The following is a 21056-nucleotide window of genomic DNA, read 5'->3' as shown; positions in this document are numbered from 1 at the left end:
TTCCGGGCACTGCAGAGAATCACCTTATTCATCTCTCCATTATGCAACGCCGAATAAAGCTTCTAAGTAGATGAACTTAATTAAACAACTCAATTAAACCTAAGATGCATTGCGCTGCTCTCATTCCAACCCTTTTCCCTGGGAAAGGGTTGGAATGAGGCTCTTCTGTCTAGTCGTGTCTTCCTATTTACTACCTCATCATCTAACTGTTTAGGTTTTTCTAGGCTTGCTTTGCGATCGCTCCAAAATCGGCCAAAACTCGCCCGTGATTTCGGAGAATTCCCAGTAAATTCAAGCGATTTTGTTTAATGTCGGGATCATTGTCCATCACCAGCACGCTATCTTCTCCGTCAAAGAAGGTGCTGACCGTTGGCGCAATCTGGCTTAGAGCCGTGATCAGTTTGGAGTAGTCTGCTTGTCCCTGCATGGTTTGGTTTAACGATTGCAAGGCATCGTAGAACGCTTTTTCAGAATTTTTCTGGAATAGATCAGGACGAATGACAACAGTTGGGTCAAGCTGTTGAGTATCTAAACTTCCCTGAGCCGCGAGACGAGAGGCGCGATTGACAGTCTCATATATTGCAGACAGGCGACCATCGTTGCGAATGGTTTGCAGAAATGAAGCGCGATCGCGCACATCCAACAGGTCACTCAATGCACGCTCTGCATACGTTCGATCGTTCTCACCCAACACCGCATTCACCAAGTCATAGTCGATGTTGCGGTCTTCACGCAGCAATGTTTCAACTCGTTGCAAGAAGAACTCTTTTAGCTGTTTCAGCAAATCTTCAGGCGTGAGTTTGAGTTGGGTAGAACGGGTCACGATCTCGTCCAGCAGTGCATTGAGATTGATGTTGAGATTAGCGGCCCAAGTAATATTGACAATTGCCGTTGCCGCACGCCGCAGAGCAAACGGATCGGACGATCCGGATGGAATCAGCCCCAGTCCAAAGATGCCAATTAGGGTATCTAAGCGATCGGCAAGTCCAACGACTTGTCCGACCAGCGATTGAGGCAATACGTCACCCGCGCCTTTGGGCAGATAATGTTCTGCGATCGCAACGGCAACCGCTTCGGGTTCACCACTCGATCGGGCATACTTTTCACCCATGACGCCCTGCAATTCGGGGAATTCTCCCACCATTTGAGTGACGAGATCGGCTTTACAGAGGAGGGCGGCGCGTTGGATATGCGTCAGCGCGTCGCCTGTGATGTTGAGTTGAGTCGCGATTTGAGCTGCGATCGCGACAATGCGATCCGCTTTCGATCGCATCGATCCGAGATCCGCTTGAAAGGTGACGGTTTCAAGCTTAGGTAAGTAGCTTTCGAGCGGGGCTTTGCGATCGATATCGAAGAAAAACTTGCCATCTGATAACCTGGCTCGAATCACGCGTTCATTTCCAGCCGCAATGATATCTGCTTTTTTGGGATCACCATTAGAGGCAGTAATAAAGTAAGGTAACAACTGATCTGAGTCTTTCTGACACACTGGAAAATACCGTTGATGGCTCTCCATTTCAGTTGTCACCACTTCTGGCGGAATTTCTAAAAACTTGGCGTCAAACTTACCGATTACTGCCGATGGATATTCGACCAAATTAGTGACTTCTTGGAGTAAGTCGCGATTAATGATCGCAACGCCGCCCACCTGATTTGCAGCATCGCGCACTTGCTGCTCAATCGTCGCTTTTCGGTGTTCGGGATCAACATCAACATAGGCAGCACTCAACGTATTGATGTAAGCATCTGCATTCGGAATAGAAACCGGATCAGGATGAAGTACACGATGTCCCCACGAAATGCGATTAGCGCGATAGGAAATAGAATGGCTAACGAGATCAATCGGCAAAACATCCTGATCTAATAACGCGACCAACCATCGAATGGGGCGAGAGAACTTTAGGTCTCCATCGGACCACCGCATGAAGCGTTTGCCATCCAATCCTGTGATCCACTGGGGAATTTGTTCGGTGAGCAGGTCTGCGATCGCCCGTCCTTTAATCCGTTTTTGCACAAACACAAACTCGCCCTTGTCCGTCGGACGAATTTCTAATGCATTGATCGCAACGCCTTGCTTCTGAGCAAATCCTTCTGCCGCTTTGGTGGGTTGCCCATCTTTGAACGCCGCTTTTGCCGGAGGTCCCTTCACCTCTTCGTCTTGGTCAGGCTGTTGACTCGGTAAACCTTTGATCACCACGGCTAGGCGGCGCGGCGTTCCGTAATACTCGATTTTCTCCGGAGTGAGACTGAGTTCCGCTAGAAGTTTTGGAAGGCGCGATCGCCACTGATTTAGCGCTTCGTCCACAAAACTTGCAGGTAATTCTTCTGTCCCAACTTCGAGTAAAAATGACGGCATGATTCTTCAGCTTCTAAAGGCAAAATGATTTGCAGATCGGTCAATCTCACTAGTTTACCGCGTAGGATGAAGGGTATAGACAAGTCTTGTTTTTGGGAGCAGTGGCTATGGTGTTAGACCTGCGATCGACTCAATCCGACATCATTTATCCAGACAGCGACGGGCAACCGATAGCAGACAACACGAAGCAGTTTGAGTACATTGTCTACATCAAAAAAGGGCTCGACTGGATTTTTGCTGACCATTCAGACGTGTTTGTGGCGGGCGATCTGCTGTGGTATCCAGTTGAGGGAAACAACAAGCTCCGGCAAGCCCCAGATGCAATGGTCGTGTTTGGCAGACCGAAGGGCGATCGAGGCAGCTATCAGCAGTGGAGAGAAAGTGGCATTCCGCCTCAAGTTGTGTTTGAGATTATCTCACCTGGAAATACAGTTCCTGAGATGAACCGCAAACATGGATTCTATGAGCGTTATGGCGTCGAGGAATATTACTCATACGATCCCGATCGCCTCAATTTAGCAGGCTATTTGCGAGTTGAAGATTCGCTAGAAGAAATTGACGATATGGCTCAATGGATTAGTCCTCGCTTGCGGATTCGATTTGAGTTAAACGAGGCCGGAAACCTCATCCTCTATCGACCCGACGACCAGCCGTTTGAAACCTATGAAGAAGTTGCTACCCGCGCAGAACAGGAACGCCAACGCGCAGAACAGGAACGCCAACGTGCAGAACAAGAGCGTCAACGTGCAGAAGACGCCGAAGCAAGAGTAGAAGATGCCGAAGCAAGAGCGATCCTTCTAGCGGAGAGACTTCGAGCCGCAGGCATCAATCCTGATGTTCTGGAGTAGTAACTGTCTCTCTACTAATGAGCCATTAAGCGATTTGATCAGAAGTATTTGATCAGAACTAGAGAGAGATCATCGCTATAATCACTATTCATTCCCCATGCAGCTTGGCAATGACAACTTCTCCCCGTGGAACCCTAAAGTCTGGCATTAATCGGTTTGTAGACGCGATCGCAAGTGAAACAACGGTTTACGTCATCAAGCGATTATTACAAGCGCTGTTAACTTTATTTCTTGCCTCGGCACTGAGCTTCTTCATCATTCAGCTTGCGCCCGGAGATTATCTCGATACGTTGCGAGAAAATCCTAAAATTTCCCCCGAACGCATCGATCAACTGAGACGTCAGTTTTTATTAGACAAATCCTGGATTGAGCAATATTTTCGTTGGGTGTGGAACATCATCTCCAGAGGAGATTTTGGCACGAGCTTTGTCTACAACCGCTCTGTCGTGTCGCTGCTGTGGGAACGAGTTCCAGCGACGCTGCTGATCGCGATTACGTCGCTGGTGTTGACATGGGCGATCGCCATTCCAATGGGCATCCTTGCCGCGATCCACCAACAGCGCTGGATCGATCGGGTTCTTCAACTCATTAGCTACACCGGACAGGGATTTCCAAGCTTTATCACGGCGCTGCTGCTGCTGATTTTGGCGCAGAACACGTCGCCTTTGTTTCCGGTTGGAGATATGACGAGTGTTGATTTTGCAGATTTAAACTGGTTTGGCAAGTTTCTGGATGTGAGTTGGCACGTAATTTTGCCCACGATCGCGCTGAGTGTGACAAGTTTTGCTGGATTGCAGCGCATTATGCGGGGCCAACTGCTCGATGTGTTGCGGCAAGATTACATTCAGACGGCACGAGCAAAGGGTTTACCTGAAAATCGAGTTATCTATGTTCATGCGTTAAGAAATGCCATTAATCCACTCATCACACTGCTGGGATTTGAGTTTGCAAGTTTGTTGAGCGGTGCGTTTATTACAGAGTTTTTCTTCAATTGGCCTGGTCTTGGACGGCTGATTTTGCAAGCGGTGCAAGCCCAAGATTTGTACCTGATTATGGCAAGTCTGATGATGGGAGCGGTCATGCTAATTGTGGGCAACCTGATTGCTGATTTGCTATTAAAAGCAGTTGATCCTCGAATCAAATTGGCAGATATGAATTGATGGCAATGCAGAACTTTAAAGTTTGAATCGCTTATGTTCTCTCAGTCGTATTACCTGATTCGCTCTCGCATAGACGGGAGTTATTTAGCGGCTTATCCCAATCAAGCAGAGGATGAAAAGTCGCGATCGCCTTCAGACGGATATGTTTTGGTATTTTCAGAACATTCTGATGTGCTAATGTATCTCAACAAATTTGGGGCAGATGTGCGCGATCGCTTCACAACCGAAACCCTACCCAGCTCGCAACTTGCGAGTGTTCTAAAGCGCTGGGGTTACAAAGGCGTTGGCATGGTTAAAGATCCATTACTGCCAAGCATCGATTTTTTGTCGAAAGCATAATTAATTTTCCTTCTCATCCTCCATAAGAAGGGCAAGCAAACCCGGCAAGTTCATCCTCGTTGCAGATGTGACAGAACCTTGAAGTTTGAGTAGATGGACATGAATTAAATTCAGCTCTTATGGGTTCTTGAAGGTTAAGAGCCTAGAGAGAAATCTATTGCCTTTTTGGAGGATATTGTATGAAGTCTATGTTAACAAAAGTACGTGCCTTACTAACCGTTTGCGTATGTGCATTATTGGTGTTCTTAACTGTTATTCCATCTGCGATCGCAACTCCCATGAAGGGTGAGGCGACTGAGCCTGCGAAGACCTATGAAAAGACTGCGGTAGACGCGATCAACGATGGTGGCCCCAAGTCTTTAGAGAGAATTCAGGAAAGACAAGCAGGTGGACTGAACGAAATTCAGGGTACCGCTGGAATCGAAGACCAGAAGCGTCCCAGCAATTCTGGAAGCGATACGATTGAGAGCAAGCTCAAGAGAGGGCTAGAAAAAGCTGAGGGTAAAGGCAAGGACGCTGCAGACCTTGCGAAAGATGTAGCTCGTTAAACTGCTGTTTTGAATTGTTAAATCGGGGGCAATCCTGTCTCCGATTTTTTGATGTCAAGTTTTTTAGTGTCAAGAACAAGAGCAGAAGGCGCTCACAACCTTTTTCGGTAGATCAATATACGATGCTAAGTGAACGATCGCAGGTCTTGCCATGTCTGATTTGCCACCCCTGACAACCGATACCATCTGGGCAATTCTCAACGACACCCTTGATGATGACACGACCAATCGTCTCGTCTGGCATTGTTTGGGCTACCGCTACGACGAAACGTGGAAGACAACAAATGTAACTCCTGAGTGGCGAGACGTCTATCCTGAACCGCCTAATTTTATTGAAAGTCGTCCGGCAGCCGTGAAGCTGACGAGATCGCTGCCTCCCGAAAACAAACAGCTTCTTAAAGAAAAACTCGGCTTTGCGGGCTATAAAGTCGGTGAACTGATTCCTCGCAAAACTAGACGGGCAACGATGGCAAATTGGCTGCTAAGCTACATGCAGCAAAATGGAATTAGCATTTAAATAGTATTCAAGAGGTTGGCAAAATGGGAATCGAGCGTCGCATGTCTCGCGCCATGTTTTTAGCGGAAGAAGTCGTGCAACTGCGGCAATTATGCTTTACACCGGGCAGAGTCTACCAACCCGGACACTACATTTCAGGAGAACTGCCGGATGTGGCGTTTGAAATGGGTTTAGTCGATAAACTACCTCCCGTTCGCGGTAAGAGTGCTGAAATTCGCAATGTTGAACCGGATGAGAAGGCATGACCACGAATCCCTACAGTTGGATTGAGCAATCGCTAGACACAATCCATCGAGCGGGTTGGTATCGATCAACAAACACCATCTCCGGTCGTCCGGGTGCAACCATCAAGATTGACGGACGACCTTATCTCAATTTTGCAAGCAATGATTATCTGGGCTTAGCAGGAGACGATCGCTTAATTGCCGCTGCGATCGCCGCTACTCAAGAACATGGCACAGGTTCAACCGGATCACGCCTGATTACTGGACACCGAGAACTCCATCGAGCTTTAGAACGCACGATCGCAACGCTTAAACAAACTGAAGATGCGCTTGTCTTTAGTTCTGGGTATTTGGCAAATGTAGGCGCGATCGCATCGCTGGTTGGCAAGCGGGATTTAGTTCTTGCAGATCAATACAATCATTCCAGTTTGAGGACTGGTGCGAGCATCAGCGGCGCAACGATCCTGGATTATGCTCATTGCAACATTGAGGATTTAAGCAACAACCTAGCTCAACAGCGAGACGGGTTTCAGCGTTGTCTTATTCTCACGGACAGCGTGTTTAGCATGGATGGCGATTTGTGCCCATTGCCGGAGATCCTAAACCTAGCCGATCAGTTTGAGTGCATGGTATTGATCGATGAAGCTCATGCAACCGGCGTAATGGGTGAAACGGGAGCCGGATGTGTCGAACACTTTGGCTGCACTGGACGTAGGATTGTTCAAATGGGAACGCTCAGCAAAGCACTAGGCAGTTTAGGTGGCTACATTGCAGGCTCAGCAACGCTAATCGATTTCCTTCGCAATCGTGCCCCGAGTTGGATTTACACGACTGGACTTTCTCCGGCAGATACCGCCGCTGCCTTAGAAGCCATTCGCATTGTGCAACAAGAACCACACCGTAGACAGCACCTCTGGAATTTGGTCACCTCGCTTAAAACTGTCCTCCAACAGACTGGATTGAAGGTACTACCGTCCGAATCGCCTATTTTGTGCGTGCAGTTTCCCAACGTCAAGAGCGCTTTAGAGACGAGCCAAGCACTAAAAGAACAAGGAATTTTTGCTCCTGCAATTCGTCCGCCGACTGTACCGACCAGCCGAATTCGCTTCACCGTCATGGCAACTCATGAACCTGAGCAAATTCATCGTTTAGCCACTGCATTCGGCTTATTGTGTGTTTAGGTGTGTCGCTATTCGAGAAGTATGGTTGCGATTAAGTTAACGGAACGACGAGCGCTACGGCGATTTTGGCAGTCGATTTCTGGCAGAATCGGACTGGTCTTGACGATCGCACTGTTGATTTTGGCGATCGCTGCTCCCCTGCTTCACCCTTATGATCCGACCACCGATCGAGATTACCTCGCAAGGCTGGTTCCGCCCAGTGCCAATCACCTGTTTGGAACCGATGGCTTAGGACGAGATTTATTCACCCTCGTTTGGTACGGCATTCAGACTTCACTACTCATTAGTTTGGTTGCTGTTGGATTCGGAGCCTCAATTGGGCTTGTGTTGGGTTTAATAGCGGGTTATTTTCGGGGCTGGTCAGAGGCAATCATTGGTTGGATGACGGACATTGTGCTGGCGTTTCCGTCGATTTTGCTTGCGATCGCAATTGTGACCGTCACCAGTCCCAGCCTGCAAAGCGTGATGATCGCCGTTGCCGTTGTGCAAGTTCCGATCTACGTCCGGCTCACCCGTAGCGTGGTTCTGTCTCTGCGCGAACAGGAATTTGTCGAAGCCGCCAGAGCGCTTGGCGCAACACCTTTACACATCTTGTGGCGACACATTCTGCCCGCTAGCTTGACGCCGCTCGTAGTGCAAGCCACGCTCTCCCTCGGAACCGCTACCTTAGAAGCAGCAGGACTCGGGTTTTTAGGACTCGGCGCACAGCCTCCTACACCCGAACTCGGAACTCTGTTAGCCGATGCATTTCGAGGCGGCTATTCGCTTTCTTCGCCTTGGACGACTCTGTTTCCTGGACTTGTTATCACCTTGATTGTGTTGGCATTCAATCTATTAGGCGACGGATTGCGAGATGCCTTCGACCCCCGATCTGCTTCGCAGAACTCCGCAGGATCGCGCTAACCAGGTAGGGTATTAAAAGAACTTTAGTCTCGAAGCAGTTCATCGTTCACGAACACCAACCTACGAATTATGGACGCGGAGCTTTCTCCATTACTTGAATCTCTCAAAAACCCTGATGAAGCAGTGCGGGCGGATGCAACCCAAGCGCTTTGGCAAATGTGGTTTGGTCAGAAAGGAGCAGCAGGTCTGCAAACCTTACAGCGATCGCAAATCTTGCTAGAAGCAGGAGAAGCGGCTCAAGCGGAAGCGCTGCTCTCAGAAGTCATTGAGCAAATGCCCGATTTTGCCGAAGCCTGGAATCGGCGAGCCGTACTGTATTTTGTGCAAGGAGACTATCGAAAAGCGATCTCAGACTGTCGCCAAGCGATCGCGCTTGTCCCCGTCCATTTTGGGGCGCTGCACGGGTTAGGACTATCTCTCGCCTCAATTGGCGAATATCGAGAAGCAATTCAAGCCTTTCGTCGAGCGCTTGAAATTCAGCCGTACGCGATCGAGAATCAAAAATTGATTTTTGAATGTACCGCCAAACTCTCGTAAAGAATTTTGCTCATCAACTTGCTTTTTATCTTTAACTTTCTGTAAAGGGACGATTAAATATGCAGTTCTTCGACTTTCTACTGGGACGGACTTCCGATCAGCTCAACTCAAACGTTGAAATTTACACGTGGCAAACCTGCCCTTACTGTATCCGCGCCAAACTGCTGTTGCGCTGGAAAGGCGTGAAATTCACTGACTACAAAATTGATGGCGACGGAGCCGCCAGAGTGAGAATGGCAAACCGTGCTAACGGACGCCGCACCGTTCCCCAAATTTTTATCAACGATCAGCACATTGGCGGCTGTGATGAATTGTATGCTCTCGATCGCGAAGGAAAGCTGGATTTGATGTTGAGCGAGGAAGGGAAAATAGGGATGAGGGAGAAAGAATAAAGATGAGGAAGCATGGGAATGAGGTTGCCATTTGTGAATGCTTGAACGTCAGATTAGGCGGACTTCTGAGAAACTCATCCCTCATCCTTCAGTTTTCATCCCTTTAAAAGTTCATCCCTCACCCCTCATCCCTCATCCCTGTTTGTGACACAATAAAGTAACGTAGCTCACCCAAGTACATCGTGAACACAGTCCGCACCGTTTCAGATACCAAGCGAGCGTTTTACAACCTCCACACCCGCCCGGTTAACTCGATCTACCGTCGGGTTGTCGAAGAATTGATGGTGGAGATGCATTTACTCGCCGTCAATGTGGACTTTCGCTACAACCCAATCTATGCCTTGGGCGTTGTCACGTCTTTCGATCGCTTTATGCAGGGCTATCGTCCTGAGCAGGACAAAGAATCGATCTTCAACGCTCTATGTCGATCGACTGAGGACGATCCTGATAGATACCGCCAAGATGCTCAACACCTTTTGTCCCTAGCGTCTCGTTTTTCTTGGGACACCGTTCTCATGCCAGAGAAGTCCGAAGGGATTTCAGATCTCGCGTCGTTGCGCGAATCGCTACAGAGCATTGCGGGTGATGCCAAGTTCAAATACAGTCGCTTGTTTGCGATCGGCTTATTCACCCTGCTAGAGACCGCAGATGCGGATCTTGTAAAAGACGAAGTGCAGCGGACACAGGCATTAAATCAAATCTCTCAAGCACTGAACTTGCCAGAAGACAAAATCCAGAAAGACCTAGACCTCTATCGCAGCAACCTCGAAAAGATGGTGCAGGTGCAGGCGATGATGGCTGATGTGCTGATCGTTGATCGCAAGAAACGCGAAGAACGCGCTCAAGCAAAAGCTGATGCCGCGAATTCTGAAGCGCCCAAGGATGAGGCTGCTTCCGGGTCATAGCATCGCTTAAGGTTTGAATCAGAAATGGGGACGGCGATATGCTGTCCCCATTTTGTTGCGCAGAATAATTTTTTCATTTTATAAAGTTTTCCTGATCAGAAAACCTTGCCTCGGAATCGGTTAGTCAGGCAGTGAAGCTACTGAGTGTCCTGATTTCGATTCGTCAAAGCTCCGAAGGATTGCCTAGTCCTATTCGTCACCGCCGCAAGAGGTGGAGGTAAGCCATGTCTGATCAATCGCTCAAGTTACAACAAGATTTTTATCGCTACGATCCAACCGCTTTAAATCCGGACGCTGGCCCCTCTCGCATCTTTCCGCATCGAGGAACAGAGGGTATGTTGCGCTATCTGATTGACGAACTTGGAGAGAATTGGGTTGCTAAAGCTCAGCTTCCGTCTCCTGTTCTAGAGGTGCTAGAAGGGTTTGAAAAATTTGGTAAAACGGCAGAAGAAACGTGGCTGAAGCTAACCACTTTATTGGTTGATCTAGAAGTATTTCAGTCTGATTTATTCAACTTTAATTTGCCACCTGACGAACAATTTAGTTCCGAATTTGTTCGGATGCGAAAGGCAATGGGTGAAGCTCTGTTAGCTGCTAAAAAAGCAGCGAAAACAACGGATACACTTGAAGCTCAACGCGACCAGTTTTATGGGGCGCTAGAGCAGCACGGTCGCAAACGTCCAGCAATGAAAGCGATCCATAAACGGGATGAAGGACTCAGCGATCGCGAGTTTGCTCGGCAGCGTCTCGCGGGGCCAAACCCCATTCAAATCCAGCGTGTGCAAGAGCGATCGCAGCTTGAAGGACTGAATCAAGCCTATCCCTTAATGAATGGTGAAACGATTTTGCTCTCGGATGCCACCGAGCAAAATCGTTTGTTTGCGATCGAGTATCCGCTTCTAAACCTCGCTTCAGATAAGTTGCAAATCGGGCGCTATGTCGGCAGTCCCAAAGCATTCTTCTATAAAAACAATCAAGAATTAGAGCCGCTATTGATTCAAATTGAACCAGGCGGCAAGGTTTACACGCCAAAGGATGCAGATGATTGGATGCGGGCGAAGCTCTATGTACAAGTTGCGGATGTAACGCAGCATGAATTAGTGACGCATTTAGGGTTTACCCATTTGGCAATGGAAGCCTTTGCGATCGCCACCCCGCGCCGCTTGCCGTCTCAGCATCCACTGCATCAATTACTGCGTCCTCACTTCAAATTCTTACTGGCTATCAATACCCGTGGCAACGCTATCTTGCTTGGAGAAGGAGCCGCGATCGATACCTTAATGGCTCCCACCAGAGCAGTTTCACTGTCCATTATTAACCGTTCATATCGGGCCACATCGTTTTCTAGCCATGCCTTGCCGACTGACATTCACAAGCGAGGCGTTGAACCCGAATTTTTAGCAGATTACCCCTATCGGGATGATGCTCAACTTGTGTGGGACGCCATTCATCGATATGTTGCTAACTACATAGAGCAGTATTATCAAACCGATGTAGAAGTTCAACACGATGCGTTTCTACAAGCGTGGGCGGCAGAATTGGGTTTACCGTTGAATCTGCGATCGCCGCAAGAATTTGCTCAAGCGCCCGACTGGGTTCCGAGCGCGATCGCACAAGAAGCTGGACTCGCGATCGATTTACCGTCTTACTCACGTGTGCCTGACTTTCCAACTGCCAAACATCCAGGACAGTTTACAACCGTGCAGCAAGTGATTGAGGTTGCCACGCAAATTATCTTTACCTGTAGCGCTCAACATGCGGCGGTCAATTTTAGCCAATTTGATTACTTTGGCTTTGTGCCAAATTCGCCCCTTGCGGCCTATACTCGTCCCGATGTTCCCGCCGTGTTGGAAGAGATCTTGCCAAATGCAGAAAAAGATTTAGGACAGATGGAACTTGCGTTTGCCCTGAGTGGCATTCGTTGGAGCCAGTTGGGAAGTTCTCAGATGGTCCAGTTTAATAAAGGATGCGATCGCCAAGTTCTACAAAAGTTTCAGATCGAATTGGAGCAGATTGGAGCAACGATCAATCATCGCAACGCCCATCGAAAACTAGACGCAGGAATAGATTATCCCTACTTGCACCCGGCGCTGATTCCCAACAGCATCAACATTTAGTGTCGCTCAATACATTCAAATCGAGAATTCCTCGATTACAAATTTAAGAGCGATCCTACTGTTTACCCGCTCATGACTCCAGAAATTACCGAGAAGCTTTTAGCCGCCAAAAAGGAAAAAGGCTTAACGTTCGCTGCGCTTGAAGACCTCTTAGGACGAGATGAAGTTTGGCTTGCGGCTCTGTTTTACCGTCAAGCCAGCGCTTCTGAAGAAGAAGCGACAAAACTTTTAGCCGCTTTAGGATTAAGCTCCGATCTTGCGCCAGAACTTACCAGTTTTCCAGTCAAAGGATTGGGCCCTGTTGTGCCGACCGATCCGTTAGTGTATCGGTTCTACGAGATCATGCAAACTTATGGAATGCCGATCAAAGAAGTGATTCAGGAGAAGTTTGGCGATGGAATTATGAGCGCGATCGACTTTACGCTCGATATTGAGAAAGAAGCCGATCCAAAGGGCGATCGCGTCAAAGTGATTATGAATGGAAAATTCTTGCCCTATAAAAAATGGTGAGGCGATCGGAAACTTGCGTATCAGTGCTTCAGTCACTACTACCGTCTCTTAGATTTTATCTAGAACGACTCTCGTTCTCGTAAAGGCTAGAGTAGGATAAATTGGCTGTACCACGATTGACGAGTACCAATGCACGCTCCCCATTCCACCGACTGTTCTTGTTTGATCCATGACCCCAAAACCAAGCAACGGCAACTCTTAATCGCATTAGCATTCGTGAGCAGTTTCGCTGGAGTGGAACTGTGCGTTGGGTTATCGAGCCACAGCCTAGCGCTATTAGCAGAGTCCGGACATATGGTGTCTGACTCTTTTGCGCTGCTGTTGGCGTTTCTGGCTACTCGAATGTCTCAGTCGTCGCTGCAATGGGGCTGGATTGGCGTCAATACCATTGCGGTGAAACCCAACCGTTCGCTCGAAACATGGGCCGCGTTGCTCAATAGCTGTGGTTTAGTGGTGGTCACGGTCTGGATTGCTTGGGAAGCGATCGCGCGATTTGCGATGCCTGCTCCCGATATTGCTAGTCAACCGATGCTAATCACCGCGATCGTCGGTCTGATCATCAATGGAATCAATATTGCTGTTTTGCACCAAGGCAGCGATATTGATTTAAATTTGCGAGCCGCTTTTCTGCATGTCGTTGCCGATGCATTGGGTGCAGTTGGCGTCATTTTCGCGGCGATCGCGGTTGCCGCGTTTCATTGGGTGTGGGCAGATAGCGTCATTAGCCTTGCGATCGCGGCATTGATTCTCGGTTCTGCGGTTCCACTAATTGGGCAAAGTCTCAAGCAACTGCGAGGATAGCGCTTCCTTAATTCAGAAAGCGTCATCAAGTTTGCAAGTCTTATCATTGAGAAAGGCCCTCTATTGTGCTACCCATGAAAGACCGCATCAAAGATCTCGCCCGCGCGCTTGCTCCCCGTCTGATTGAAATCCGCCGTCATCTCCACAGCCATCCTGAGCTAAGCGGACAGGAACATCAAACGGCGGCGTATGTAACAGGCGTACTGTCTTCTTGTGGATTGCGAGTCAAAGAAGCGATCGGCAAACTGGGCGTCGTTGGCGAATTAGACGGGCAAGGTCGAGATCCCCGACTGCTCGCCATTCGCACGGATATGGATGCGTTGCCAATTCAGGAACGAACTCCAATAGAGTTTGTCTCGCGGCAACCGGGAGTGATGCACGCCTGTGGTCATGATGTTCATACAACCGTTGGACTGGGTACGGCGATGGTAATGTCTCAATTAGGAGAAGCTCTACCTGGAACCATTCGCTTTCTCTTTCAGCCCGCCGAAGAAATTGCTCAAGGGGCAGAATGGATGGTGGAAGATGGCGTCATGAACGATGTAAACGCGATTTTAAGTTTGCATGTTTTCCCCTCAATTCCGGCAGGCAAAATTGGCATTCGCTACGGAGCGATGACCGCCGCCGCCGATGATCTAGAACTGACGATCGTAGGAGAGTCTGGACACGGAGCGCGTCCTCATGAAGCGATCGATGCGATTTGGATTGCCTCCCAAACGATTACGGCCCTCCAGCAAGCGATCAGCCGCACTCAAAATCCTCTACGTCCGGTGGTGCTGACGATTGGCAAAATTAATGGCGGACGTGCGCCGAATGTGATTGCCGACCAAGTGACGATGCAGGGAACGGTGCGATCGCTCCATCCTGAAACCAGCGAAGCGTTGCCGAGTTGGATCGAAAATATTGTGTCGAGCGTTTGCCAAACTTACGGCGCAACCTATCAATTAAACTACCGTCGCGGGACGCCTTCGGTTCAGAACGACCTGAGGCTGACAGGCCTAGTAGAATCGTCGGCTAAAGAGATGTTAGGAGCCGAGAGCGTTCAGATTATTCAAGAACCTTCTCTCGGCGCAGAAGATTTTTCGTGCTATCTCAAACATGCCCCAGGCAGTATGTTCCGTTTAGGCGTAGGCTTTAAGGAGAAGCGAAATTACCCGCTTCACCATCCTCTGTTTGAGGTCAACGAGTCTGCGATCGTCACTGGCGTAGTGACAATGGCATGCGCCGCGTACAATTATTGGCGACATTAATAAATATGTGGCAATAAATATGTGGCGACACTAATTATGATCACGCTTGAGTGTAACGGAGTCCGGTTTCAGAACGTGCAAGCAATCGTGTGGGATAAAGATGGAACGCTTGCGGACTCGCTTGGCTTTTTACGGGATTTGGGGCAAAAACGCGCCCAAGCGGTCGAAGCAGAAGTTCCCGGATTAGCAGAAGCAATCTTGCGCTCATTCGGATTTACGGCGGAGTCTCTTAACCCTGCTGGCCTACTAGCGGTTGGAACCCGATTAGAAAATGAAATTGGCGTCGCAACGGTAATCGCTCAAACAGGGCGCGATTGGATCGCATCTCTGACGCTTGCGCGCTCCGCCTTTGAGCAAGTAGACCAGGGTTTAGCGCGTAAAGCAGACCTGACGCCGCCATTTGATGGAATTGTGGATCTCTTGCGATCGCTCCATAATCAGCCTGTGAAGCTTGCTATTCTATCGAGCGATAGTCAAACCAATGTAGAAGATTTTGTCGATCGACACGAACTGAGGCCATACTTTCAGCAACTGGTAGGAGCGCGAGTTGGAATTAGTAAGCCTGCTCCCCAACTGCTGCAACTGGTTTGCACTTCGTTAAACGTTGATCTCCGACATACCCTCGTGATTGGAGACGCAATCGGAGACATCCAGCTTGCCACCAACAGCGGAGCGCTTGGGAGTATTGGCGTCACGTGGGGAGGGGTGACTCCAGCACAACTTGATGGGGCAACTGCGATCGCGCATCAGGTCAACCAAATTCGGCTGCTTCAAGGCTAAGAAGCAACAAGAGACGGCAAGTGAGTTTTTACCGTGTTGAGGAGTTGATCAAAGTCGATGGGTTTCCGAAGCAAACTATTTGCGCCCACTTCCCAGTAAGGCAAATGAGAATACTCATCGTGAGCCGTCAGCAGGACAATGGGCAGCTCCGCGATCGCTTTCTGACGAACTTGACGAGTCACGTCATAGCCAGTTAATCCGGGCATCATGATGTCAAGCAAGACGAGATCTGGGGGAGAATATTGGATCTTGTGTAGCGCCATCGTGCCATCAAGAGCAGTATCAACGCTGTAGCCTTCATCTTCCAAAATTGTTTGTAGTAAAAACAGGTTGTCTACTAAGTCATCAACAACCAGAATGCGATAATTGTTAGACATTACTATTGAGCGTTATGTAAACACCACGTTTAGCGAGACAAGGAAGTTACCTCGGCTACATCCTAGTTTCATTTCAAACATGGGATCTCTAACTCATGACAGATTTCGGAGAAGGGTGAAAACATCTTAAAGGTTTCTTTATTATGTTGAAGCATTATGTTGAAGCCTAGTGAGTAACCTTTTTTCGAGCCGCTCCCTTATAGAAATAGCCAGCAATTGCAGGCAAATCTTTTGCCCAAACTTGAGTGACTGTCGCTTCTGCAAAATGTCTTTCGACCAATTGCTGAATGTCGCGATCGAGGTGACAGCCATCGGCAATGAGTTTCTGAACAGGCGTGAGGCGATGTTGCCACGTTTGAATAGCGGGGTCAGAACTTAAGCCATGTTCGATAAAAAAGAAAGTTCCGCTTGGTTTCAGCACTCGACCCATCTCTTGCAGGGCCTGATCGACGTTAGCAATGCTGCAGAGCGTCCAAGTACTGACAACACTATCAAAGGAATCATCGGGCATCGGCAAGGACTCACCATTGAGAACTTTTTGATGCACGGTGATGCTAGAAGCTTGAATTCGCCGTTGTGCGATCGTACTCATACCCGGATTGACATCCACCGTTGTAATCGCGCGAACGGATTCAGGATAGTACGGCAAATTCAAGCCCGTTCCAAAGCCAATTTCTAGAACGTCTCCGCTGACACTCGCCAATACTTCTCGGCGATACTGCGAAAACGGATCGCCTGACATGGCCAAGTCAATCAAGCGTGGAAATAGCCATCGCGAATAGGGGTTGATCATTCCGTTATCTCACGCTAGATTGCTGAGATTTTGGGTCAAACTCCAGAGCTTTTTGATTGACCCACAGCGTTTTTTCACCCTTAGAAATGCGGCACAAATAAAACGCTTGATCATGCACAACTTGTTCAATATTAATAACCGTCCAACCTGGCTGACCCAAGTAACAAACCTTATCACCTACTCTAGGATTTCGAGCTCGCATAGAATTTGCACTAGAGGTGAGCTGCGTGTCTCCCCATTGCCAAAGCGCGATCGCAAACTGCTGAAATCGGGGGGTGACAGCATCGGCTATCACAGCAAACACTAGCGTCTCAACGATCATCACAGGTAACGCTGCTGCATAGGCTGAAAACTGATCTTGTACACTTAGGTTAATCGTGCGATCGATGACAAAGTTATGAATTAAGAAATAGCTGTAACTATGGAGCCCCAACCAGGTCATCAAGGGGGCAAGCCGCAAGCGATCGCTCAGAAACCGAAAGACCACCATACAACAGAGCGTCAATCCAACCGCTAACAAGAAATCTACAAAAATCCAACCAAAGCGATAAAACTGGCAGACAAAGCCAAGCGCGTAGATACTGACGCCTGTAATTAGTGCTTTGGCAGGCTTCCAAAAAATTGCGCCTTTACCGTGCAGATAAGCTTGAGCCGCAATCATTCCTACTACAAACGTACTTAACTTGGCGATAAACGGCACAAACGGCTGCCAACCTGAAGGTGTGTCTACGATCGCATAGGTTGGATGTCCTTGAAAGACAAAAACAGCCAACGCTCGATAGAGAAAGGTTACAACGGTACTGACAATAAATAAATTACGAGCGCCCCAACGCTGAAATAGATGCCATAAGACTGGAAAGATAAGGGCAAAGCTAAGAATAAGTGGAACAAACCACCACGGGCCGCTTGTCGGTAGTAGTAAATCACCTCCATAATCAAATAGCAATGGAAACGTCAGACTTGCAAACCCGTGCCAGGCATCGGGAATATAGCTATTTGTTAGCTTTCCAACAACCCATAGCACGGGGTAGGAGAGCCAAGCGATCGTCCAGAACGGCATTAAAATTCTGAGAACTCGCCGCCTCAAAAAACTTCCTACTTCTAGCGGCTTACCCTTGAGCGATAGTACTAAGCTGAAACCACTGACTAACACAAAGACATCAACAAACTGAAACCCAAACCAGACTGGCAAGCTACCCAAATGAGATAGCCAGGTTTCACCCAATTCACTCGATGCCGCAACCATCTTCTCAAGATTGCTGATTAAGCCAGTAGGCTGTGGCGTGTAACTATATTTCGTAAAGAGCAATTGAGCGTGATAGAGCAATATCACAACAGCGGCAAAAATCCGAATTCCTTCTAGCCAAGCTAGACGCTGTGTTTTTCGGGAGCTTTGCGAAGCAAGCCGTAAATTCTGAGAATGGGTCATTCGCAATACTCCTCAACGCTAAACAACAAACTTAAACCACCTAACTTAAGTTGCAACAAAATAGTTCTGATAAAGCCAGACCCAATATGACAGGTTCTCTAACATATTGGCTGAAAATCTACCAATTTATAGATTGCTCTGCTTCTCGAAATTTTAATAGCTAATAAAATTAAGCAATTTAAGAAAAATATTTTATCTAAGCTCATATTCGACATCAGTCTTTAACTACAACATTTCAACTGCAACTGCTGTAGAACGAAGTCTCAAGAGAATCATTCGGCAAGTATTGAAGAAATCTCTTAACTCAGCCCATAACTAAGCTGGCAAATTGTTGAAGCGATCGCATCTAGCAAGGGTCATATTTGCCTTAGTTCTGAACTCGCGGCAGTTGTTAAAGAGGTGATGAGTGCGAAACGAGCGTTTAGAAATTAAACACTAAAATTCTTCTGCCTTTTAATAAAAAACAAGTTTCTCATCTTGGTTCTCCATATCTTACAAAAGAATATTATTCTAATTTCTCGCACTCATTACAAAGAAAAAGCAAGGAAAGAGCTTCAAGCAGAGAAAATTTTATAGCAAAACTTCCAGCTCTGCCGTGCCAAATCAGTCAAAGCTTCATCAAATTGCTTGGGCAAATTGCTTGGAATTTCAGAACACTATACTTCTCTTGTTGCGACTGCTTCTCATGATTGCAACATACTTAAGTAACTCAAGTGAACTATGCGATCCTCACTTACAACGTCCTTCTCCGGCAAAATATGATACACCTAAAGTTAAGACTGTCAATACTTACAGCACTTTGTAAGTGTCAGTAAGTCCTCTTCCAGCAAAGTCAGAAAAGTTGCAAATTAATGTATTTGCCGAGATGCAGCCTGCCAATTTTGCCAGTCACTTTACTTTAGCAAGCTGCGCGAAGTAGCTAGTATTGAGATGGATTGTATCCTTAGTACCTTTTGAGCGTAAATCTCACTGGAATGAGTGATATCTATTCCTTTAGAAGTTTGCTTTTATATTAGAAGACTTGCTTCGGAGCGTTTTCGGCAGCCTTGTGAAAGGCTGTTTTTTTTTGTACTTTTGCGTACAGACCCGTTTGCTAAAAATTACGTTGACTGAAGCGATGAAATAAATGCTAAGGCATTTTCTTCACTTCGTGCCTGCCTCAATCTGACGTACTACCGTTAACGCCGAATAGCTGACTCCCGCTGTTCCCTCTCCCGGATGGGTTGAGTCGCCAACAAGCCAGAGGTGGTCAACAGGAGTGCGGTTCGCAAATCCAAACGGGCCAAATGTTGAAATTCGTTGCCCAATCCCTCCAACAATTCCTCGATCGCGAGCCGTGTAGCGTTGAAACGTCTGTGGCGTCGCCGCTTCTTGATAGATCACCGTGTCTTGATTGAGCTTAAAAAATTGTCCTAATCGTGCGATCGCTTCTTCAGCATATTGCTGTTTCATCACGTCATAATCGCCTTGCTGCCAAGCTTTTACATCGGTGAATGAAGACGCAATAATAGTCGCTTGTCCGTCTGGTGAGCGGCCATCACCCGGATGGCTCACGGACACAAATAAAGAATTATTCTCGCCAATCGGCCCGTCATAGTCATACAGAAATTGTAGGTGCGGTGGGCAATTCTCAGGAATTGCCGATCGCTCAACACCGAGATAAATTACAAAGGCTCCAGAAGCGGGCGGCAGCTTCTCGACTCGTCGCCCATAGCCCTGCGGTGCATTCTCACCTAACAACCTGACCAAATCCTGAACCGTGACATTCGCTATGACCTGATCCGCAGGTTCCAGCCAGGTTTCACCAGTTTTCTGATTCCGAACGGTAACGCCCGTTGGCCGATTGTCTTGCGTGTGAATCCGCTCCACTGTATGACGCATAAGCAGCGTTCCACCATCGCGCTCCAACGACTCGACCAAGCGATCGCTCAACACCTGCATACTGCCCTGCAAATGAAACAATCCGTGCGGGTGCTGAGAGACGCCTAATGCGGTAGCGGCGTAGAGGAGTGCTGTTTCGTTGGCGTCAACTTGGGAATAGAGCTTAAGCTGCAAATCGAGAAAGGTTTTGAGGCGGCGATCGTGGTTTAAGCCATAACCCTGCAACGCATCACCAACCGTTGAAAAGGTATGAGGCACAGTCAGTAGCGTAGCAGGGCGTAGCGCTTTCGTAAGTTGCCACAAATCCCAGATATTGCGTGGCGGCAGCACCGGATCGCGCATCTGAAAGGCCCAACTGCGGTGAAACAGGTCGGCCAGCAATTGCCAAAAGGGTTCGCTGCCCGGAAATTGTCGCTGTCGTTCTGCTTTCCACCGTTCAGGGTCGCGCCAAACGTTGATGGGTTGAGTTTCTCCTGGCAGGTACACGGCACAGGCAGGATCACAAAACGTGGCGTCCGGCAGCGCGATATTTAGTTCTGAAAAAATTCGATGGTGAATGCCGCCCGGTTCTAATCCTGCTACTTGGGTGGCTCCTACATCAAAGGTAAATCCCTTCCGCTTAAATGTAGAGGCACATCCTCCAGGTACGATCGCTTGATCGAGCATCATGACGTTGTACCCTCGGTGCGCTAGCAGTGCGCCTGCCGTTAATCCACCAATTCCTGCGCCAACAACGACTACCTTACGACCCGCAGACTTACGACCCGCAGAACCCTCACTCGCCATGATGCTATTACTTTGATGCGATTGCTTTACGTTCTGTAACAGTTTCAGTCTAGTACAGATAGCTGCGATCGCGGTGCTTCAGAACTGTTGGATCGATCAATCTTCTAACTCAAGGCAGACCTCGCCCGTATTTTCTAATCTGCACTCTTGTTAATAACATTACTCCGTTTAACAACATTATTCCGCAATACAAGTGTAGTACGACTGGGTGAAGAGATCAGCAATGCCGCCATTTCCTGATCAAGCGAGTATTTCTCAAACGCCTCTAAACTGTCACCCGGCGTTTTTTCTCTGGTCACCCAACCGAATTCAAATGAAGAAACTCGACAGTGATTACGCCCAGCAACTCTTTCAAAAACGCGATAGGCTCAAGATAGATGGAAAGAATTCAGTTTCAACGCTCGGGGAACCTGCATAGCGAT

22 protein-coding genes are annotated in these 21056 nt (G+C 48.2%); 17 read left to right on the top strand and 5 right to left on the bottom strand.

Features of this window, described 5'->3' with window-relative positions; translation table 11 throughout:
- Positions 1-220 precede the first annotated feature (220 nt).
- Positions 221-2356, bottom strand: coding sequence for a glycine--tRNA ligase subunit beta (gene glyS / locus AC5I6P_RS10355; protein WP_495693672.1), 2136 nt, complete (start codon positions 2354-2356; stop codon positions 221-223).
- Positions 2357-2463: 107 nt separating this feature from the next.
- Between glyS and AC5I6P_RS10350 the strand changes: the two genes are divergently transcribed.
- From AC5I6P_RS10350 to AC5I6P_RS10275, 16 genes are all read left to right on the top strand, one after another.
- Positions 2464-3204 carry a Uma2 family endonuclease gene (locus AC5I6P_RS10350; RefSeq protein WP_495693671.1) on the top strand — a complete coding sequence of 247 codons (741 nt, stop codon included), beginning with the start codon at positions 2464-2466 and terminating at the stop codon, positions 3202-3204.
- A gap of 110 nt (positions 3205-3314) precedes the next feature.
- Positions 3315-4364 (top strand): ABC transporter permease, encoded by a 1050-nt coding sequence (locus AC5I6P_RS10345; protein ID WP_495693670.1) that lies wholly within the window; start codon positions 3315-3317, stop codon positions 4362-4364.
- Positions 4365-4397: 33 nt separating this feature from the next.
- The gene (locus tag AC5I6P_RS10340) at positions 4398-4703 is read left to right on the top strand and encodes a hypothetical protein (RefSeq protein ID WP_495693669.1); all 306 of its coding nucleotides are present in this window, start codon (positions 4398-4400) and stop codon (positions 4701-4703) included.
- Positions 4704-4882: 179 nt separating this feature from the next.
- Positions 4883-5251, top strand: a complete 369-nt coding sequence (locus AC5I6P_RS10335; protein WP_495693668.1) for a hypothetical protein — start codon at positions 4883-4885, stop codon at positions 5249-5251.
- A gap of 151 nt (positions 5252-5402) precedes the next feature.
- Positions 5403-5768: a DUF1823 family protein gene (locus AC5I6P_RS10330; protein WP_495693667.1), complete on the top strand. Its 366-nt coding sequence runs from the start codon at positions 5403-5405 to the stop codon at positions 5766-5768.
- A gap of 23 nt (positions 5769-5791) precedes the next feature.
- Positions 5792-6013, top strand: coding sequence for a hypothetical protein (locus AC5I6P_RS10325; RefSeq protein ID WP_495693666.1), 222 nt, complete (start codon positions 5792-5794; stop codon positions 6011-6013).
- Positions 6010-7173 (top strand): 8-amino-7-oxononanoate synthase, encoded by a 1164-nt coding sequence (gene bioF, locus AC5I6P_RS10320; protein WP_495693665.1) that lies wholly within the window; start codon positions 6010-6012, stop codon positions 7171-7173. The genes AC5I6P_RS10325 and bioF overlap by 4 nt, the downstream gene beginning before the upstream one ends.
- Before the next feature lie 21 nt (positions 7174-7194).
- On the top strand, positions 7195-8076 hold the full coding sequence (locus AC5I6P_RS10315) for an ABC transporter permease (RefSeq protein WP_495693664.1): 882 nt from the start codon (positions 7195-7197) through the stop codon (positions 8074-8076).
- 69 nt (positions 8077-8145) lie between these two features.
- Complete coding sequence (locus AC5I6P_RS10310; RefSeq protein WP_495693663.1) at positions 8146-8613, top strand: tetratricopeptide repeat protein; 468 nt, start codon at positions 8146-8148, stop codon at positions 8611-8613.
- A 59-nt stretch (positions 8614-8672) separates the two neighbouring features.
- Positions 8673-9005 carry a glutaredoxin 3 gene (gene grxC / locus AC5I6P_RS10305; RefSeq protein ID WP_495693662.1) on the top strand — a complete coding sequence of 111 codons (333 nt, stop codon included), beginning with the start codon at positions 8673-8675 and terminating at the stop codon, positions 9003-9005.
- 182 nt (positions 9006-9187) lie between these two features.
- Entirely contained in the window at positions 9188-9910 is a 723-nt protein-coding gene (psb29, locus tag AC5I6P_RS10300) for a photosystem II biogenesis protein Psp29 (protein ID WP_495693661.1), read from the top strand.
- 224 nt (positions 9911-10134) lie between these two features.
- Complete coding sequence (locus AC5I6P_RS10295; RefSeq protein WP_495693660.1) at positions 10135-12027, top strand: lipoxygenase family protein; 1893 nt, start codon at positions 10135-10137, stop codon at positions 12025-12027.
- A gap of 72 nt (positions 12028-12099) precedes the next feature.
- Positions 12100-12537: a cyanase gene (cynS, locus tag AC5I6P_RS10290; protein ID WP_495693659.1), complete on the top strand. Its 438-nt coding sequence runs from the start codon at positions 12100-12102 to the stop codon at positions 12535-12537.
- A 129-nt stretch (positions 12538-12666) separates the two neighbouring features.
- On the top strand, positions 12667-13338 hold the full coding sequence (locus AC5I6P_RS10285) for a cation diffusion facilitator family transporter (protein ID WP_495693658.1): 672 nt from the start codon (positions 12667-12669) through the stop codon (positions 13336-13338).
- Positions 13339-13412: 74 nt separating this feature from the next.
- On the top strand, positions 13413-14588 hold the full coding sequence (locus AC5I6P_RS10280; protein ID WP_495693657.1) for a M20 family metallopeptidase: 1176 nt from the start codon (positions 13413-13415) through the stop codon (positions 14586-14588).
- A 21-nt stretch (positions 14589-14609) separates the two neighbouring features.
- Complete coding sequence (locus tag AC5I6P_RS10275) at positions 14610-15368, top strand: HAD family hydrolase (protein WP_495693656.1); 759 nt, start codon at positions 14610-14612, stop codon at positions 15366-15368.
- Here the strand turns inward: AC5I6P_RS10275 and AC5I6P_RS10270 are convergent.
- The 4 genes from AC5I6P_RS10270 to crtD form a co-directional block, all read right to left on the bottom strand.
- Complete coding sequence (locus AC5I6P_RS10270) at positions 15365-15745, bottom strand: response regulator (RefSeq protein ID WP_495693655.1); 381 nt, start codon at positions 15743-15745, stop codon at positions 15365-15367. The two genes, AC5I6P_RS10275 and AC5I6P_RS10270, sit on opposite strands and share 4 nt — an antisense overlap.
- Positions 15746-15911: 166 nt before the next feature.
- Positions 15912-16538 (bottom strand): class I SAM-dependent methyltransferase, encoded by a 627-nt coding sequence (locus tag AC5I6P_RS10265; protein ID WP_495693654.1) that lies wholly within the window; start codon positions 16536-16538, stop codon positions 15912-15914.
- Between the two features lie 4 nt (positions 16539-16542).
- Positions 16543-17967 carry an acyltransferase family protein gene (locus AC5I6P_RS10260; RefSeq protein ID WP_495693653.1) on the bottom strand — a complete coding sequence of 475 codons (1425 nt, stop codon included), beginning with the start codon at positions 17965-17967 and terminating at the stop codon, positions 16543-16545.
- A 1143-nt stretch (positions 17968-19110) separates the two neighbouring features.
- Entirely contained in the window at positions 19111-20634 is a 1524-nt protein-coding gene (gene crtD, locus AC5I6P_RS10255) for a C-3',4' desaturase CrtD (RefSeq protein ID WP_495693652.1), read from the bottom strand.
- A gap of 223 nt (positions 20635-20857) precedes the next feature.
- Here crtD and AC5I6P_RS10250 point away from each other — a divergent pair, with 223 nt between their 5' ends.
- Complete coding sequence (locus AC5I6P_RS10250) at positions 20858-21052, top strand: hypothetical protein (protein WP_495693651.1); 195 nt, start codon at positions 20858-20860, stop codon at positions 21050-21052.
- Positions 21053-21056: the final 4 nt, after the last annotated feature.

Source organism: Myxacorys sp. (assembly GCF_059501405.1).
Note: the sequence above shows the minus strand (reverse complement) of the source record. Positions and strands in the feature narration are given on the sequence as shown.

Coding starts and splice junctions, on each gene's coding strand:
- glyS (WP_495693672.1), bottom strand. CDS start 2,356: ATGCCGTCATTTTTACTCGAAGTTGGGACAGAAGAATTACCTGCAAGT.
- AC5I6P_RS10350 (WP_495693671.1), top strand. CDS start 2,464: ATGGTGTTAGACCTGCGATCGACTCAATCCGACATCATTTATCCAGAC.
- AC5I6P_RS10345 (WP_495693670.1), top strand. CDS start 3,315: ATGACAACTTCTCCCCGTGGAACCCTAAAGTCTGGCATTAATCGGTTT.
- AC5I6P_RS10340 (WP_495693669.1), top strand. CDS start 4,398: ATGTTCTCTCAGTCGTATTACCTGATTCGCTCTCGCATAGACGGGAGT.
- AC5I6P_RS10335 (WP_495693668.1), top strand. CDS start 4,883: ATGAAGTCTATGTTAACAAAAGTACGTGCCTTACTAACCGTTTGCGTA.
- AC5I6P_RS10330 (WP_495693667.1), top strand. CDS start 5,403: ATGTCTGATTTGCCACCCCTGACAACCGATACCATCTGGGCAATTCTC.
- AC5I6P_RS10325 (WP_495693666.1), top strand. CDS start 5,792: ATGGGAATCGAGCGTCGCATGTCTCGCGCCATGTTTTTAGCGGAAGAA.
- bioF (WP_495693665.1), top strand. CDS start 6,010: ATGACCACGAATCCCTACAGTTGGATTGAGCAATCGCTAGACACAATC.
- AC5I6P_RS10315 (WP_495693664.1), top strand. CDS start 7,195: ATGGTTGCGATTAAGTTAACGGAACGACGAGCGCTACGGCGATTTTGG.
- AC5I6P_RS10310 (WP_495693663.1), top strand. CDS start 8,146: ATGGACGCGGAGCTTTCTCCATTACTTGAATCTCTCAAAAACCCTGAT.
- grxC (WP_495693662.1), top strand. CDS start 8,673: ATGCAGTTCTTCGACTTTCTACTGGGACGGACTTCCGATCAGCTCAAC.
- AC5I6P_RS10295 (WP_495693660.1), top strand. CDS start 10,135: ATGTCTGATCAATCGCTCAAGTTACAACAAGATTTTTATCGCTACGAT.
- cynS (WP_495693659.1), top strand. CDS start 12,100: ATGACTCCAGAAATTACCGAGAAGCTTTTAGCCGCCAAAAAGGAAAAA.
- AC5I6P_RS10285 (WP_495693658.1), top strand. CDS start 12,667: ATGCACGCTCCCCATTCCACCGACTGTTCTTGTTTGATCCATGACCCC.
- AC5I6P_RS10280 (WP_495693657.1), top strand. CDS start 13,413: ATGAAAGACCGCATCAAAGATCTCGCCCGCGCGCTTGCTCCCCGTCTG.
- AC5I6P_RS10270 (WP_495693655.1), bottom strand. CDS start 15,745: ATGTCTAACAATTATCGCATTCTGGTTGTTGATGACTTAGTAGACAAC.
- AC5I6P_RS10265 (WP_495693654.1), bottom strand. CDS start 16,538: ATGATCAACCCCTATTCGCGATGGCTATTTCCACGCTTGATTGACTTG.
- AC5I6P_RS10260 (WP_495693653.1), bottom strand. CDS start 17,967: ATGACCCATTCTCAGAATTTACGGCTTGCTTCGCAAAGCTCCCGAAAA.
- crtD (WP_495693652.1), bottom strand. CDS start 20,634: ATGGCGAGTGAGGGTTCTGCGGGTCGTAAGTCTGCGGGTCGTAAGGTA.
- AC5I6P_RS10250 (WP_495693651.1), top strand. CDS start 20,858: ATGCCGCCATTTCCTGATCAAGCGAGTATTTCTCAAACGCCTCTAAAC.